This window comes from Enterococcus mundtii (genome assembly GCF_002947535.1).
Taxonomy (GTDB): Bacteria; Bacillota; Bacilli; order Lactobacillales; family Enterococcaceae; genus Enterococcus_B; species Enterococcus_B mundtii_B.
Genome location: NZ_PUAP01000019.1, coordinates 19,436 through 37,693 on the forward strand (window position 1 = coordinate 19,436; position 18,258 = coordinate 37,693).

At 40.3% G+C, this 18,258-nt stretch carries 8 protein-coding genes and 1 other annotated feature; of the genes, 5 read left to right on the forward strand and 3 right to left on the reverse strand.

Translation table 11 applies throughout. The features are described from left to right. Positions 1-719: 719 nt before the first annotated feature. Genes CUS89_RS05825 through CUS89_RS05835 form a run of 3 tightly spaced genes read right to left on the reverse strand, consistent with a single transcriptional unit; the run spans position 720 to position 2,907 of the window. Positions 720-1,295: a tRNA (mnm(5)s(2)U34)-methyltransferase gene (locus CUS89_RS05825; RefSeq protein WP_104871404.1), complete on the reverse strand. Its 576-nt coding sequence runs from the start codon at positions 1,293-1,295 to the stop codon at positions 720-722. Beyond that, the gene (locus CUS89_RS05830; RefSeq protein WP_104871405.1) at positions 1,289-2,251 is read right to left on the reverse strand and encodes a TIGR01212 family radical SAM protein; all 963 of its coding nucleotides are present in this window, start codon (positions 2,249-2,251) and stop codon (positions 1,289-1,291) included. The genes CUS89_RS05825 and CUS89_RS05830 overlap by 7 nt, the downstream gene beginning before the upstream one ends. Beyond that, positions 2,251-2,907 carry a phosphatase PAP2 family protein gene (locus tag CUS89_RS05835; protein WP_104871406.1) on the reverse strand — a complete coding sequence of 219 codons (657 nt, stop codon included), beginning with the start codon at positions 2,905-2,907 and terminating at the stop codon, positions 2,251-2,253. Before CUS89_RS05835 ends, CUS89_RS05830 begins: the two co-directional genes overlap by 1 nt. A gap of 365 nt (positions 2,908-3,272) precedes the next feature. Here CUS89_RS05835 and CUS89_RS05840 point away from each other — a divergent pair, with 365 nt between their 5' ends. From CUS89_RS05840 to CUS89_RS05860, 5 genes are all read left to right on the forward strand, one after another. Beyond that, a complete protein-coding gene (locus CUS89_RS05840; protein WP_104871407.1) occupies positions 3,273-5,306 on the forward strand; it encodes a LysM peptidoglycan-binding domain-containing protein in 2,034 nt (677 codons plus the stop codon). A 71-nt stretch (positions 5,307-5,377) separates the two neighbouring features. Beyond that, positions 5,378-5,590: a binding site (T-box leader), on the forward strand. A gap of 90 nt (positions 5,591-5,680) precedes the next feature. Then, positions 5,681-8,095, forward strand: a complete 2,415-nt coding sequence (gene leuS, locus CUS89_RS05845; RefSeq protein ID WP_104871408.1) for a leucine--tRNA ligase — start codon at positions 5,681-5,683, stop codon at positions 8,093-8,095. Positions 8,096-8,678: 583 nt separating this feature from the next. Beyond that, entirely contained in the window at positions 8,679-13,049 is a 4,371-nt protein-coding gene (locus CUS89_RS05850) for an Ig-like domain repeat protein (protein ID WP_181055320.1), read from the forward strand. Positions 13,050-13,724: 675 nt separating this feature from the next. Further along, on the forward strand, positions 13,725-17,783 hold the full coding sequence (locus tag CUS89_RS05855) for a hypothetical protein (RefSeq protein ID WP_104871410.1): 4,059 nt from the start codon (positions 13,725-13,727) through the stop codon (positions 17,781-17,783). A 157-nt stretch (positions 17,784-17,940) separates the two neighbouring features. After that, positions 17,941-18,255 (forward strand): PTS cellobiose transporter subunit IIB, encoded by a 315-nt coding sequence (locus CUS89_RS05860; protein ID WP_010734143.1) that lies wholly within the window; start codon positions 17,941-17,943, stop codon positions 18,253-18,255. The last annotated feature ends 3 nt before the right edge of the window (positions 18,256-18,258 follow it).

The following is an 18,258-nucleotide window of genomic DNA, read 5'->3' on the forward strand; positions in this document are numbered from 1 at the left end:
AACGAATGTCTCACTCCCGTCATTGTGTAATGAATGTTCAAATGGAAGTCGAAAAACACCAAATCAAGAAGCCCTTGGTTTGGTGTTTTTCATGTCATGTAGTCTGATTGGCGCTTTTGGATGAATCCAAACATGAACCTTGAAAAATTAGCAAAGCTCGCGTACTTATGTAACAAAAGTTATGGCAAATAGTTTTCAGTTATTGGAAAGTGAATCTGTGATTTCTTATTAAGTCAGGTCAATGATTTTAGAAACCATGACTATGCAAAATAAAAAGAACTTAATCAAGTATTCCTCTTGATAATCGTTTGATCGATAAAAGTGACGATGAATTTCTATTCTAAATACACAGACACACTTGAATATTAACTGTATTATAGTAATATATTCAACAAACAACAGGTTCATATTACGACCAAAAACCACTAGCTGGCGGGCTAATGGTTTTTGTCTAAGCGTGTTACATAGAACATAGTAAGGAGAACATCATGGGTATTTTAGGAATCCTAATAGCCATCATCAGTTTTATTGTGGCAGTAGGCGTAACAATATTGATCATTCGTGTGCTAAAACAGTATTTCACCAAATCATAGGTCAAATGTGATCAAGTGAGGGCCATTAAGAAGATGGGATTCTCATTGATCGTTAGGTCCTGCTGAAAAATGAAAAACCTCCTTATCTTCTCAGGTCTATCACACTAGAAGATAAGGAGGTTTTTATTAGTTATGGCTTTTCTTTTTTTCGATACAATACAAGATCGGAGGGTTATTTTTTTGATTGATAAATTGATAATTCAAAACATTGAATCGTTCTTGAGGTAACGCTTGGCAAAAGCTTTGTACCATATCTAGTTCTGCTTCGCCACCTTCATGGCCATAATAAACGACGATGATCATGCGACCTTGTGGAACTAGACGTTTCAAGATTTCTTCCATCGCTGTTTTTGTCGTTTCAGGAAGAGTGATGATCGATTTATCACTTTTGGGTAAATAGCCTAAGTTGAAGATGCCGGCTTTGATCGGCTGTTGTTCAGCAATGACCGCACCAATGGTCTCATGTCCTTGTAAAAACAGGGTCGCCCGCTCCAATAAGCCATTTTCTGACAATTTCTGTTGCGTGGATGCCAATGCTTGTTTTTGGATATCAAAACTATATACCTGACCGGTTCGACCGACTTTTTCTGCTAGAAAAACGGTATCATACCCATTACCCATAGTCGCATCAATCACATGATCTCCCGGTTGGATGATTTCTTCCAATAGCGTATGGCTAAAATGAAGTGCCGTTTTTAACATCCGCTTTTGACTTCCTCTCGAATATTATATTTTCCTTGGTAACTATTGCGGCGAATCATTTCTTCATCGATCGCATTCAAGACTTCCCATTTTTTCAAACTCCACATTGGACCGACCAACGAGTCCCAAGGTGCATCGCCAGTCAACCGATGGATGATGATCTCTTGAGGAATCATTTCTAATTGGTCACAAATGACAGACACGTAATCTGCTCGACTCATCAACTGCAGTCTGCCCTCATGATAGTCTCGTAACATTTTCGTTTTACGCATCAAGTGCATCAAATGTAGTTTGATTCCTTGGATATCAGAATCTAAGATCGTGCGACGAACATTTTCCCGCATCATTTCCAATGATTCTCCCGGTAAACCGTTGATCAAATGCGTACATACACGTATGTCGTGCTTCCGTAATTTCGCAACACCGTCTAGGTACGTCTGATAATCATGGGCTCGATTGATCAGGATGGACGTTTCTTCATAAGTCGTTTGTAAGCCTAATTCTACCCATAAGTATAAACGTTGGTTCAATTCAGCTAAGTAATCAACGACTTCATCTGGTAAGCAATCTGGTCTAGTACCAATTGATAAACCGACGACACCCGGTAGGTTGATGACCTGTTCGAATCGTTCACGAATGACTTCGACTGGCGCATGGGTGTTTGTGAAATTTTGAAAGTAAACGATGTATTGATTCACTTGTGGCCATTTTTTGTGCATCATATCGATTTCTTTTTGGAATTGGATTGGTAGTGGCTCTTCTGGGGCAACGATCATATCACCTGAACCAGAAACACTACAAAAGGTGCAGCCACCGTGGGCAACTGTCCCGTCACGATTGGGACAATCAAAGCCGCCATCGATCGGCACTTTAAAAATTTTCCCACCAAATTCGTGGCGCAATGCATAATTCCAAGAATGGTAACGTTTATTTCCTTCAGCATAAGGAAATTCCATTAAAATCCCTTCTTCCTATTTGAATGTATAAATGGTAAGCGTTGTTGGACATACCAAGGATAGGACAAGCATAACCAAAACAGGCTCAAGCTATAACCACCAAGGATATCACTAGGATAATGGACACCCAGGTAGACACGACTAGCGCCAATGCTCAGAATCAGTAAGCCTAAAAACACTTGGATCATCCACGCCCATTCCCTCGTCTTGATCAAGGAAGGCATCAAAAAAATCAGTGTGCCATACAAGATCATACTGGTTGCAGCGTGTCCACTGGGAAAACTATACGTTGTTTCGACCACTAAATGTTGCAGACTTGGTCGGTCACGCATCACTAACAGCTTGATCAGTGGATTTAATATCCCAGCAACTAGCACAAAATTGAAGACGAACCAATACAGTTCTTTTCTTTTTTTCGTGCGCCATAGCCAAAGAGCCACTAATCCAAATACTAAAATGACAGTTGTTGCATTTCCAAATGTCGTGATCAAACGCTGTAATGGATTCCAATCAGGATAAGGAATGCGAAGCCAATGGGTCAGCGTTTGGTCAAAACCAGACAATAAATCAACGCGAAATAAAACAAGTAGACTCAACGCTAGAAAAAGCAAGAAGCAACTTGCGGCTGAGATTTGGAAGACTTTTTTATTTTTCATTTAATTCCTCCTTCATGCCCAACCATTATAGCATTTATTATAAGAACGAAAAACAAGAGTTTTCTATCCCTATTAGTCAACATCAATGAATAAAAATATATTGTTATGCGATTTGTAATGTAATGGCAACCCACAAGTAATATAACCGACATATTTAATTTTTAAAATAGGTAGCCATATATTATTTAATAACTCGGAATCGTTTGCTTAAAGGGTTAACAAAAGCGTCAAATCAAAAAATTACGAAAGATTACATAAAGATTACAAAACAACGCAATAGTCTTAAATAACTTTTAATAAATATTAAGAGAAGTTATAATTATTGATAAGGCTAGATAAAAGTAATTAAATATGGAGGATAGTATATGCAAAAGGAATTAGTAGGACGAAAAGAACGCAGACGTCTGGAACAAGCAAAGCGTTACCGTAAAGCAAAGCGAAGTGCGGCAATCGTCGGAACCGCAATGGTTGGCTGTTCAGCTGTAGCACCTGTATTACAATCAGTAGCTGTCAACGCTGATGAAACACCAATTCAAATGAGCTCTCGGATCAATACCGCAGCATTTATCACAGAAATTGCAACATTTGCACAACCCATCGCAAATGCGAATGATCTGTACGCTTCAGTGATGATCGCTCAAGCAGTCGTTGAAAGTGGATGGGGTGGAAGTACATTATCACGTGCGCCATACCATAATTTATTTGGGATCAAAGGAAGCTACCAAGGACAAACCGTTTATATGGATACGTTAGAATTCTTGAATAACCAATGGGTGACGAAAAAAGAACCTTTCCGTCGATATCCTTCTTTCGCAGAGTCTTTTAATGACAACGCCTTTGTACTTAGAAATACTTCATTTGGTAATGGCTACTACTATGCAGGCGCTTGGAAGAGCAATACACGTTCTTATACGGATGCAACTGCCTATTTAACAGGACGTTATGCGACTGACCCGAGTTATGCGACAAAATTAAATAATCTTATCATGACGTATGGCTTGACTAAATATGACACACCAGCAACTGGCAACGCAGGCGGTGGTGCAACTACTGGCGGCGGCAATACGATCAATACAGGTAACACAGGAAGTACAAATACAGGAAGCAGCAACACTGGAAGCACGAATACAGGAAATACTGGTGGAAGTACGTCTACTGGTTCAACGACATACACAGTAAAATCTGGTGATTCCGTTTGGGGCATCTCAAATGCCCACGGCATCTCAATGGCACAATTGATCGAATGGAATAATATTAAGAATAATTTTGTTTATCCAGGACAAAAATTGACGATCAAAGGTGGTACAGCTGGCGGATCTTCAACAACAAATTCAGGAAACAATACAGCTTCTACAGGTAGCAGTTCTGCTGGAACAACAACAAACAATTCGTCCGGCACGCGTTATACAGTTAAAGCAGGTGACTCTGTTTGGGGTATCTCAAATGCGCACGGCATCTCAATGGCACAATTGATCGAATGGAATAATATCAAGAATAATTTTGTTTATCCAGGACAAAGCTTGATCGTTTCTAATGGTGGGTCTGCTTCTGTAAGTACACCATCAACGCCAAGCACAACGCCATCGACACCAAGTACAGGTACTTCAGTTTCTGGTGCAAAATATACGGTCAAAGCAGGGGATTCTGTCTGGGGTGTTTCTCATGCCCACGGCATCTCAATGGCGCAGTTGATCCAATGGAACAACATCAAGAACAACTTTATTTATCCAGGACAACAGTTAGTTGTTTCAAATGGCGGCGCATCAAGCACTGCGTCAACGAATACAGCACCTTCAACAACGACGAATAATCCAACGACTTCAAACACAGCAAGCCAAGGCTCAGGCACCTACACAGTCAAAGCAGGGGAATCTGTGTGGAGCGTCGCAAATAAAAATGGGATCTCGATGAACCAATTGATTGAATGGAACAATATCAAAAACAACTTCATCTACCCTGGTCAAAAACTGATCGTAAAAGGCGGTAGCACAGCGGCACCAACGTCTACACCGACAACAACGCCGACAGCTGCGCCAAGCACACCGAATACGTCAGCAACAACGAACACATCAACGTCTGGCGATACGATCTATACGGTCAAAGCTGGTGAATCCGTTTGGGGTGTAGCTGATAAACACGGCATCACGATGGATCAACTGATCGAATGGAACAATATCAAAAACAATTTCATTTATCCAGGTCAAAAAGTGGTTGTAAAAAAAGGCAATACACAAGCAGCACCTACGTCTAACGACGGCAAACGTTATACAGTCAAAGCAGGCGAATCCGTTTGGGGCGTGGCAGATAGTCATGGCATCTCAATGGCGCAATTGATCGAGTGGAACAATATCAAAAATAACTTTATCTACCCAGGTCAAAGTTTGATCGTAGCAAAATAATCGCTTCAACCGAAATAATAGTTGAAGGATTCAATAATATTTGTTACTATGAAGCTACTAAAAAACTTATTTGTTCAACGTTTGAAAAGGAAGTAGTAAAAAGTCGAAAGTTTTAGAGAGCACATGGTTGGTGAAAATGTGTACGGACGCTTTTGAACTCGCCTTTGAGTTGCACCTGCTGAACGGTTTTTCCAGTAAGCAGAGGCGGTGACGACCGTTACAACGTTCAAGGCCTTGTTTAGTAAGGCAAAATTAGGTGGTACCACGTAGATTACGTCCTATAAAAAGAGCAATCTTTTTATAGGATTTTTTTGTTTTTCATGTTTAGATGCTAAAAGAGAAACAGAACACTACATTAAAATAGGAGGTTCAAGATGAGCTATAATCACAAAGAAATTGAAAAAAAATGGCAAAAATATTGGGCAAAAAATAATACCTTCAATACGCATGATGAACCAGGCAAACCAAAATTCTATGCGTTGGATATGTTCCCCTATCCATCAGGACAAGGTCTACATGTCGGACATCCAGAAGGCTATACAGCAACAGATATCCTAGCTCGTTTCAAACGTAGTCAAGGCTTCAACGTGCTACATCCAATGGGGTGGGATGCATTTGGACTACCGGCAGAACAATACGCATTGGATACAGGGAATGACCCTGCAGAATTTACGCAAAAAAATATCGAAACATTCCGTCGTCAAATCAATTCACTTGGTTTTAGTTACGATTGGAATCGTGAAGTAAATACAACAGATCCGGAGTATTACAAATGGACACAATGGATCTTTACAAAATTATACGAAAAAGGCTTAGCTTATGAAGCCGAAGTAGCCGTGAACTGGGTACCTGAATTAGGGACTGTTATTTCTAATGAAGAAGTCATTGACGGAAAAAGTGAACGTGGTGGCTATGATGTCATCCGTAAACCGATGCGTCAATGGATGCTGAAAATCACTGCTTATGCAGATCGTTTGATCGATGACCTAGAACTTGTTGATTGGCCTGAAAGCATCAAAGAAATGCAACGAAACTGGATCGGTCGCTCAGTTGGAGCAAATGTCACGTTCAAAGTGGCTGGAACAGATAAAGAATATACAGTCTTTACCACACGTCCGGATACGTTATTTGGCGCAACCTACTCTGTGCTAGCACCAGAGTTAGACTTGGTTCGTGAGATCACGACCCCAGAACAGAAAGAAGCAGTTGAAGCGTATATCGCAGAAACAGCGAAAAAATCAGATCTTAAACGTACCGATCTTGCCAAAGAAAAAACAGGCGTATTTACAGGTGCTTATGCCATCAACCCAGTAAATGGCAAGGAAATCCCTATCTGGATCGCTGACTATGTGTTAGCATCGTATGGAACAGGAGCGATCATGGCAGTACCCGCACATGATGAACGTGATTACGAGTTTGCAAAAACTTTTGATCTAGAAATCTTACCAGTCATCGAAGGTGGCGATATGTCAACAGCTGCCTACACAGAAGATGGTGTGCATATCAATTCTGATTTCTTGAACGGATTGAACAAAGAAGAAGCCATCGATGCAATGAATCAATGGTTGGAAGAACAAGGCGTTGGGAAAAAAGAAGTCAGCTATCGCTTGCGTGATTGGTTATTCTCTCGTCAACGTTATTGGGGTGAACCAATCCCAGTCATCCATTGGGAAGACGGAACAGTAACAACTGTACCTGAAGAAGAGTTGCCATTACGTTTACCAAAAACAACCAATATCCAACCAAGTGGAACAGGGGAATCACCATTAGCGAATATTGACGAGTGGGTCAATGTCGTTGATCCAGAAACTGGTAAAAAAGGACGTCGTGAAACAAATACGATGCCACAATGGGCAGGAAGCTCATGGTATTACCTACGCTATATCGATCCACACAATAAAAAAGAATTAGCCAACTACGAAAAACTAGAGCGTTGGTTACCAGTAGATATTTATATCGGTGGAGCAGAACATGCGGTACTTCATCTATTGTATGCCCGCTTCTGGCATAAATTCCTTTATGATATTGGTGTGGTACCAACAAAAGAACCTTTTGAAAAATTGTTCAATCAAGGAATGATCCTTGGAGGAAACAATGAAAAAATGTCTAAATCTCGAGGCAATGTCGTCAATCCTGATGATGTCGTGGAAGCTTATGGTGCGGATACGTTACGTCTATACGAAATGTTCATGGGACCATTAGACGCATCGATTGCGTGGAGTGAAAATGGCTTAGAAGGCAGTCGTAAATTCTTAGATCGTGTTTGGCGTTTGATCGTAGATGAAAACAACAAAATGCGGGATCGCATCACGACACTGAATGACGGTAAGCTTGACAAAGTGTATCATCAAACAGTCAAAAAAGTCACAGAAGATTACGAAAATCTACATTTCAATACAGCGATTTCGCAATTGATGGTCTTTGTCAATGAAGCATATAAAGTCGATGCCTTACCTTATGAATATATCGAAGGATTCGTACAATTACTAGCACCAATCGCGCCGCATATCGGCGAAGAGCTATGGGCGATCCTAGGCAATGAACAAGATCTTTCTTATGCACCATGGCCGACTTATGATGAAGCTGCTTTGATTGAAGATGAAGTAGAAGTAGTCTTCCAAATCAATGGAAAAGTTCGCGCAAAAGCCAGTGTTGCACGTGACTTATCAAAAGAAGAACTAGAAAAAACAGCAATGGCCGAAGACAGTATCAAAGAACAATTAGAAGGAAAAACAATCAGAAAAGTAATCGTTGTTCCAAACAAATTAGTCAACATCGTCGCAAATTAATAAGTAATTGTTAAAATAAAACGAGATGCCACATTCTTATGAAATTCCTTTGGATTTCCTAAGAATGTGGCTTTTTTTTTTATAAATTTCCACTGGAGGGAAATTTTAATCTAAGCGATTTTCTCTACATGATGATGTATTTGCAAAAGAGCCATTTAAGTAAAGAATAGTAGCAAATCAAGTGTAGATCGGTGCAACGTAACATATGAAAATAACAGTTATAAATGGCAGTTAGAATCTCGTGTGTTTTTTTACCTTGCTGACGGTAAAAAAAGATTTTATTAGCTTCCTAGAATTATGGATAATCTTAATATGGCATTACCATTATTATTCTTTGAGTTATTTTTAATTTTATAATAGAACAGATGATTTTTTTCACATAAAAAAACCATTGTTAACTCACATTGGTTTTAGGAAGATGCCTAGGTTGAATACATATCTTTTATCTACAGCTGTACTTTGTAGAGATTTTACGATCAAGTCATCGTTTTGAACGATTACTTATCGCAATCACTTGCTTCAAAAAAGGTAGATCAATCTTATTTACCTGTATTGTTAAAAAATAAGAGAGGGGAGAGAAGTTTTGAAAACAAAAAAAATACGAATAATGGCTGCTTCGTTCCTATTATTCCAACATGCATTGATGCCGTCAGTGGCATTGGCGATAGAAAATGAGGCGACAGCTAGTACAGAAATCATGGAAGAACAGCCAGAAAGCCACTTGTTGGAAGAAGTCCCAGAAGCGGTAGCAGAACAAGAACCAATTATTCAGGAAGAGCCTGACTTAGTAGCGGAAATTCCTGAAGCTCCACCAGAAGTGGCAGAAGAAGTACCACCGATGGAAGCAACTCCAGAAGAGCCAGCGACGGGGGAGACTATAGAGACGTTGGAAACGCAAGAAGAGGTGCCCCCGCTTGATGAAAGTCCACTATCTAACCATTTGGGAAGGCTGAATTTAACTGCGCAAAACGTAGCAGAATTAACCAACCATGGGAGAAGTTCCTATATCCAAGCTGTCTTACAAAATGCCATCAATCGCACCATTACTTTAAACAATGCGGTGGATGCAACAGCGGATTTCTCCGTGACTGTACCGACACATTCTATGGTACAGCGACAAGGCACTAGTAATGGCTGGATCTCTTCAATTGTTACGGACAGTTCTGTTGGAATGCCTGATGAATTATATACACAGATGTATTATGGAAATCATTCGACTCATAGAAATACGTACACGTTGACGAATATTACTTCAAATCGATCAGACGTCACTGTAACAGGGACTGTTACAATCAATTCGAATTTCACTGCAACCATCAATTTTACTTTAAGAAGGGTTCAGACGAGTAATTCGACAGCACCAGTAGAAATTCGAGGAAATGTTGGACTAGGTACGACAGGGGTTGCGACACAGTTTACCAATATTGCTACGCCAAGGCATGTGATGAATCTTAGTTACAACAATGAGACGATCGGTAGTCTTACCATTGATGACGGACGTTCACCAGCTGTGATTGGGACGAACATCACGATCCAAGCACAACGTGCACCAGTCACGATGAGTGAAGATGAGATTCGGTCCTGGTTTACTCGCTTACCTGATAATCCTGACAACTATGAGTATAGCGTAGCATCACCAGCAGAAGGATGGCGACCGGGAACGACTGGCGATATGATTGTCACATTAAGAAACAAGACTACCGCAGTCACAGAAACTCATACAACGAATTATCAAGTAGTTGATACTCAAGCACCAGTAGGTAGAGTCCGTGCGTATTCGGTTACAGACATACAAGCTCGGAGGTCTGGTGGGTCTGTCGCCATTGATCGAGCGAACTTTGCCATGGCACTTACTGAGCTAAGTGACAACTGGACCTTAACAGAGGATATAAACATAGCTTTCCGCAATCTTGTTGGAGATGTTATGTCCACTTTTACAGGGATAGCACCTAATCCAAATCGATTTTACATGGGACGATTGACATTTGAGGATGAGGCAGGAAATATCAGTGCACCTGTCGGTGTGCCAGGTGGTGGTGGGAGTGAAACGATTGTTCAATATCGAGTAGTCGATACTCAAGCACCTACCGCTAATTTTAATAATGCTGTGGTAGATCTGGCAGCTCGTCGATCGGGTAATCCTTCACGTAATGAGTTGATGCCGTTTCTGAATGGAAATCCTGAGGATAATTGGTCATTACCAGAAAATATTCAATTACAACTAGTGAACAGTAACGGATCAACACTCAATCTTCATGAAATTGCGCCATCCACGCAGATCCAAACTGGATATATCCGTCTTAGAGATGAGGCAGGGAACCAAACCTCTTTACAAGAAGTAAGGTTTAGAGTGATAGACAACGAAGCACCTACCGCAAATGTTACGACAGATATCGTATCCCTAGAAGCAAGAAGACAAGGGGAACTAAGCACATCAGAGATTTCCTCTTTCTTAGTTGGAGATCCATCGGATAATTGGTCAACAACAGAAAATATCACTGTTGAATTGTTGGATAGTGCCAGTGAGAAACTTGATATTACGAATACTCCTCCTTCAACGAGTGAACTTTCAGCGACGATTCGTCTAACCGATCAAGCAGGAAATACAAGAGAATACCCTGTACGTTATCAAGTGGTTGATACGCAAGCGCCAACAGCGATTTTTAAAGAGGAGACCATTGACTTTTCTAACCATAACTCAAACTCATTCTCGCGGAACGATTTGTTGAGATTTTTAACAGGTGATCCAAGCGATAACTGGACCTTGCCAACAAATATCAAAATCGAATTAGTTGATGAGAATGACAACGAATTTAACCTAAACGAATTGGATTTGGAAGAACATACGGGATATCTTTATTTGGAAGACGAGATAGGGAACCGCTCTAAAGTACAAGAAGTTCGATTCCTTGCTGGCGATAATGAGGCTCCAACAGGAAATATCGTTACCACACCGATTGATTTCCAAGCACGCCGGATGAACGAGTTGACGAGAGATGATTTGTTGCGGTTCTTTACCGAAGATCCACTGGACAATGTGACAGCATCGGATCAGATCGATATTTCTTTGAGAAATAGTTTAGGGAATGTCATCAGTATCGTCAACGTAGCCCCTTCAGATACCGTCTATGAGGCGGATGTTCGTCTACAAGACCAAGCGGGCAATCGGACGGAATATCCGGTTAACTATCGCGTGGTCGATACGCAAGCGCCAACTGGTTCACGAAAAACATCATGGACGATCCTTGAAGCGAATCGCCATCGAAACTTTACCCAAGAAGAAATGCGTTTAGTTTTCAACCAATTAGAAGACAATTGGAGTACCTTGGAGAATATCAGATTACAAGCAGATCGTAATTTGGCAGGAATGAGCCCAAATGTGGTGAATGCATTTTATCCAACAACGATAACTGCTAGAGACGAAGCGGGGAACGAAAGTACTTTTACTCAAACGATGATTCGTATTGAAGATCGAACGGCTCCAACGGCTAACTTCAAAGATGAAGTCATTGACTTTTCCACGCTTACATCGAATACGTTCTCTCGTACAGATTTGTTGAAGTTTTTCAACGGTGACCCTGACGATAACTGGAGCTTACCAGAAAACATCACCATCGAATTAGTGGATAACGAAGGAAACACCTTTGAGTTGGATGACCTAGAATACCAAGAATATACTGGCTTTATTCGTTTGGAAGACCAACACGGGAATCGTACAGATTTACAAGAAGTTCGATTCCTTGCAGGAGATAATGAGGGGCCAACAGGAAATGTCGTTACGACACCAGTCGATTTTCAAGCACGCCGAGTGAATGAACTGACGAGAGATGACCTTTTGCGGTTCTTTACCGAAGACCCACTAGACAATACGACACCAACGGATCAAATTGATATCTCCTTACGGAATCATGCTGGGAATGTGGTGAGTATCGTCAATGTCGCACCATCGACGACTGTCTATGATGCCAATGTTCGTCTACAAGATATCCGAGGCAATTTTACAGAACATCCTGTTAACTATCGCGTGATCGATACGCAAGCACCGACAGGGGGAGTGAAAGATACTTGGACGGTCTTTGAAGCTACTCGAGAACGTGACTTTACTCAAGAAGAGCTACGGTCTTTATTGACGAATCTTGAAGATAACTGGACAGAAGTAGAAAATCTTACACTAAGAGCCGATCGATACTTGTATAATGCTGCGCCAAATACAGGTAGTTCTTTTTATCCGACAGAAGTATTTGCGACTGATGAAGCAGGTAATACACGAAGATTCTCTAGTACGCGAGTAAGAATCAACGATACGACTCCACCAGATGGTGTGTTAAAAGATCCATTGGTATTTACCAAAGGACAAACAGAACCAAATGCACGGGAGTTTCTCGATGGTGAGCCAACGGATAACTGGACCTTGTCAGCAGATATTCAAGTAGCAGTCACGTATGAAAATAATGTCTCGTTTGCAGATTTGGAAGTGGGAACATATGGTGTGACAGTCACTCTGACAGACCAAGCGAGAAATTCTCGGACATTGAACAGTCAAGTCACGATTCTAGAAGATACTTCCGAGTATATCGATGTGACGATCCCAATGAATGTGTCCTTTGCCCAAAGTAAAGAAAGCAATGGCATTGTCTCACCAACCTATCAGATCCAAAACAATGCGGAACGTGCAGTCCAAGTGTCAGTAAGTTCTGTCGTTAGCCAATCCAATACTGGACAATTGACAGAAATCGATCTTGGGGTGAAGAACAACCTGAATGACAACCAAGTCATGTTGATCTCATCAGGTCAAACCCTCAATAACCGCAGAGAACTAGGAACGATCGAAGGTCAGAATACATCGTTCTCCTTCTCATTATTTGGAACGGTTGGAGAGAATTTTGATTTTGAAAGTTTGGATGATCCATTGAACCCAGTGTATAGCATGCGTTTGAATTTCAATGCAAAGTAATAAGAAATGGTTTACGCCAACTGATACACGTGAAGAGAAATCCTAGAATAATTTTTGGAACAGCAAGAAAGAATCTCCTTTCTTGCTGTTCCTTTTTGATTTAGTTGAAAATTATTTTTTATGAGAAGTATCTTTGTAAGTTCTCATAGTAAAAACCACTAATTTTTACTTATGGAAATTATGGTTTTGGATAAAGTAAAGTGACAAAGGAATATGAAGAATAATCAGCGATATATAATACATATTAAAAAAGTGTATCAAGCAATTCGGTAATAATAAGATTAAAATTTGCTGTTTATTCCTCTAATTTAGATTAAAAAATGATTTTTTTACCTTTCTAACGGTAGAAAAAGATTTTGTTCCGATAATGGAATTATGGATAATTTTAATGTGAATGTGTGTTATCTTTTTAGACAGTTAAAAGGGAGAAGAAGGTTATTCAGTAAAATAATTACATAAAACAATGATCAATCGTGGAAAAGCGGTTCTGCGAACTATTTATACTGAATGAAACTTACGTATCTTCTGTCTGTATGAGCAAGTAAAGTCAGATTTTTTGTGATCAAGCACATAGTTTTTGAACGCTTACATATAGTTATCAGTTGATCTCAAAGATGCATACAGTCAGTACGTTTAACATGCACATTCTAAGAAAGAGAGAGGGGGACAGAATTTTTGAAAGCGAAAAAAATTCGGATGATCGCTACTTCGTTCCTGTTGTTCCAACATGCATTGTTGCCATCGGCAGTATTTGCAATAGAAAATGAAACGGTAGCTAGTACGGAAATCATGGAAGAACAGCCAGAAAGCCACTTATCTGAAGAAACACCAGAAGTTGCTATAGAAGAACCAACAGTAGAAGAACCAATAGTAGAAGAAGAGCCGGAACAGGAAATACCCGCTGAATCAACCGTTATTGAAACACCAGAAGTTGTGGAGGAAGTACCAAAGATAGAGGAAGAAGCTCCGGTTGTAAGTGATGAAGTAGCAACTGAGGAATCAGTGGTATCAGAACTACCGCCAATCGATGAAGCTCCTGTACCGAATTATTTGAGAGCATGGAATGAAACACCTGAAAATCTCGCACAACTGACGAATCACGGTAGAATTTCTTATTTAGAGGGAGTACTGCAAAAGGCTATCAATCGAAAAATAACTCTAGGCACAGCAATCAATTCGACTGAAACTTTTTCCGTAACTGTACCAACTTATTCAATGGTGGAACGTGTCAATGGGAATAACGGTTGGATTTCATCAATCGTGACGGATAGTGGTGTCGGCATGCCGGATGAATTGTACACTCAGATGTATTATGGGAATCATCCGACGCACAACAATACTTATTTGTTATTGAATATTTCTTCTAACCGCTCAGACATTACAGTTTCAGGTAATGCCATGCTTTATTCTAATTTTACCGCTGAGATCAATTTTACCGTAAAAAGAGTACAGATAAGTAATTCGACAGAACCGGTTGAGATTCGTGGGAATGTTACGTTAGGCGCAACAGGGGTTGCCACACAATATACAGACATTGCGACACCAAGAAAATTAACCAGTCGTAATTATACTAATGAGAAGATCGGGAGTCTAGAAATCGATGATGGTCGTTCATCAGCTGTTATTGGGAATAATATTATCATTCAAGCGCAACGTGCACCAGTTACTATGACTGAGGCAGAGATTCGTTCATGGTTTGCTCAATTGCCTGATGATCCTAATAACTATGAGTATTCTGTTGCTTCTCCAGCTGAAGGATGGCGACCAGAAGCTCGTGGAGATATGGTGGTCACTTTGAAAAATAAAACAACAGGAGTGACAGAGACACATACGACGAATTATGTTGTGATAGATACACAAGCACCAACTGGGACGGTTAAATCAGGATTCATTGGTATCTTTAATGAACAAACAAACGTGCCGACCCGTTCAGATCTCTTGCAATTTATGAATAATGATTTGAAAGATAACTGGACATTACCAGATGACATCAAAATTCAATTAGTAGATAAGTCTGGTCGGACGATCTATTTATCTGATTTAGATCCATCAATGAGCACCTATACAGGTTATATTCGCTTAGAAGATGAAATTGGTATGCAGTCCAACTTACAAGAAGTGACTTTTCAGTTGAAAGATAGCCAAGGACCGACAGCTAACGTTGCCACTACACCAGTCGATTTTGAAGCTACCAGAGTGAATGATTTGACGAAAGAGGATATTATGAAGTTCTTTGTCGATCCTCCAGTAGATAATCAAACGCCAACGGATAAAATTGATATTGCATTACTAGACAGTGCTGGAAATACGGTAAGCATCAAAAATGTTGCACCATCAACAACAATTCACGATGCAAAGATACGTTTACGGGATGAAGCCAATAATCAAACGGACTATTCTGTGAAATATCGAATAGTCGATACCCAAGCACCGACGGCTACATTTAAAGGAGAAGTCATTGATTTTTCGACTCATACGTCAAATACCTTCTCACGAACCGATTTATTACGATTTTTAAATGGTGATCCTGTGGACAATTGGACGTTGTCACCAAATATCAACATTCAATTAGTAGACGAGAAGGGCAATGAATTTAATCTAAACAACATGGAATTTAAAGAACATACGGGCTATATTCGCTTAGAAGATGAAGAAGGGAACCAGTCCTCTTTACAAGAAGTCAAATTCCTCGGTGGTGATACGGAAGGTCCAACAGGAAATGTCACAACCTCTCCCGTAGATTTCCAAGCGCGAAGAAAGGATGAGTTGACGAGAGATGATCTTTTACGCTTCTTTACGGATGATCCTCTAGATAACGTGACACCAACCGATCAGATTGATCTTTCCTTACGTAACAATGCTGGCGATGTTGTGAGTATCGTCAATGTCGCACCGTCGACGACTGTTTATGATGCGAAAGTTCGTTTACAAGACCAAGCGAACAACCAAACGGAATACTCAGTCAATTATCGGGTGGTTGATACGCAAGCGCCGACTGGTGAAAGAAAAACATCATGGACGATCCTTGAAGCGAATCGTCATCGAAACTTTACCCAAGAAGAAATGCGCTTAGTCTTTAAACATCTAGAGGATAATTGGAGCACATTAGAGAATATCAAACTAACAGCAGATCGCAATTTGGCTGGTATGAAACCGAATGGGGAAAATGCGTTTTACCCAACGAGTATTACTGCGCGAGACGAAGCAGAAAACGAAAGTACCTTTACTCAAACGATGATTCGTATTGAAGATCGAACAGCCCCAACGGCTAACTTCAAAAATGAAGTCATTGATTTTTCAAGTCATACCGAAAATACCTTCTCACGAACTGATTTGTTGCAGTTTTTCAACGGTGACCCCGACGATAACTGGAGCTTGCCAGAAAACATCACCATTGAATTAGTCGATAGTGAAGGGAACGAATTTGAGTTAGACGACTTAGAATACAAAGAATATATTGGCTTTATTCGTTTAGAAGATGAGGAAGGGAATCAATCGGAGTTACAAGAAGTTAAATTTCTTGCGGGAGACAACGAAGGTCCAACAGGAAATGTCGTCACGCAACCTGTTGATTTTCAAGCACGAAGAAAAGATGAATTGACGAAAGATGAGCTATTGCAGTTCTTTACTGAGGACCCATTGGACAACACGACGCCAACCGATCAAATTGATCTTTCCTTGTGTAATGATAACGGAGATAACGTCAGTATTGTCAATGTTGCTCCATCGACAACCGTCTATGATGCCAATGTTCGTCTAGAAGATATCCGCGGCAATTATACGGACTATGATGTGAAGTATCGCGTGATCGATACACAAGCGCCGACTGGGACAGTTAAAAGCCATTGGACCGTACTTCAAGCGACAAGGCATCGGGATTTTACACAAGAAGAATTACGATCGTTAATCGATAATTTAGCTGATAATTGGACAGAGTTAACAAATATCAAACTTGAGAACCATCTTCACTTGTACGATTTATCTCCGAGTGCTGGAGGAACTTACTACCCAATGGATATCACCGCAATCGATGAGGCTGGGAATGAACGAATTTTTAAAAATACCATGCCACGGATAGTGGATACCACGGCACCTGACGGAACATTAAAAGATCCATTAGTGTTCACGAAAGGGCAAACAGTACCAGAGCCTCGTGAATTTTTAGATGGTGATCCGACTGATAATTGGACTTTAACACCAGATATCAAAGTTGAAGTTGCGTATGAAAATAATGCTGCATTTGCAGATTTAGCGGTAGGCGATCATGGCGTAACGATCACCTTAACCGACCAAGCGGGTAATGTTCGGACACTGAACAGTCAAGTCACGATTCTAGAAGATACTTCCGAGTACATTGATGTGACGATTCCTACTAATGTATCCTTTGCAGAAAGTAAAGAAAGCAATGGTATCGTCTCACCAACCTATCAGATCCAAAACAATGCAGAACGTGCGGTCCAAGTATCAGTGAGTTCTGTCGTTAGTCAGTCAGCTACGGAAAAACTAACAGAAATCGATCTTGGGGTGAAAAATAATCTGAATGACAACCAAGTCATGTTGATTTCATCAGGTAAAAACCTCAATAACCGCAGAGAATTAGGAACGATCGAAGGGCATAGCACTTCTTTCTCCTTCTCATTATTTGGAACAGTAGGAGAAAATTTTGATTTTGAAAGCTTGGATGATCCATTGAACCCAATCTACAGTATGCGTTTGAATTTCCATGCGCAGTAATTGATAAGAAGAAGTTGCACAACCGTGTGACTTCTTTTTTTTACGTATTTATAACTATTTTCCTAAGCGATACGGAAAAATCTATTTTGAAAAGAAAGCGATTTCATTCTATAGTGAAGATAAGAAATCCAATCAAAAAATTAGAGGAGTGATCGTAATGAAAAAAGCATTGATTATTTGTGCCGCTGGGATGTCTTCTTCGATGATGGCATCAAAAACAACAGAATATTTTAAAGGAAAAGGGGAAGAAGTATTTGTTGACGCGGTTTCTGCAACTGAAGGAGACAACCAAATCAAGACAAGTGACTTCGATTTGTTTTTGATTAGTCCTCAAACCACGATGTACTTGGACAAATTTGTTAAACTAGGAAAAACAGTAGGGAAACCGGTTGTAAGTATACCATTCCAAGCGTATGTTCCTATCCCTACGGGTATCCAAAAATTAGCAGAGCTGATTGAGGAAAATATATAGACG

Excerpts from the sequence above, each read along its gene's own strand:
- CUS89_RS05835 (WP_104871406.1), bottom strand. The coding sequence starts at position 2,907 with ATGAAAAATAAAAAAGTCTTCCAAATCTCAGCCGCAAGTTGCTTCTTG.
- leuS (WP_104871408.1), top strand. The coding sequence starts at position 5,681 with ATGAGCTATAATCACAAAGAAATTGAAAAAAAATGGCAAAAATATTGG.
- CUS89_RS05840 (WP_104871407.1), top strand. The coding sequence starts at position 3,273 with ATGCAAAAGGAATTAGTAGGACGAAAAGAACGCAGACGTCTGGAACAA.
- CUS89_RS05830 (WP_104871405.1), bottom strand. The coding sequence starts at position 2,251 with ATGGAATTTCCTTATGCTGAAGGAAATAAACGTTACCATTCTTGGAAT.
- CUS89_RS05825 (WP_104871404.1), bottom strand. The coding sequence starts at position 1,295 with ATGTTAAAAACGGCACTTCATTTTAGCCATACGCTATTGGAAGAAATC.
- CUS89_RS05860 (WP_010734143.1), top strand. The coding sequence starts at position 17,941 with ATGAAAAAAGCATTGATTATTTGTGCCGCTGGGATGTCTTCTTCGATG.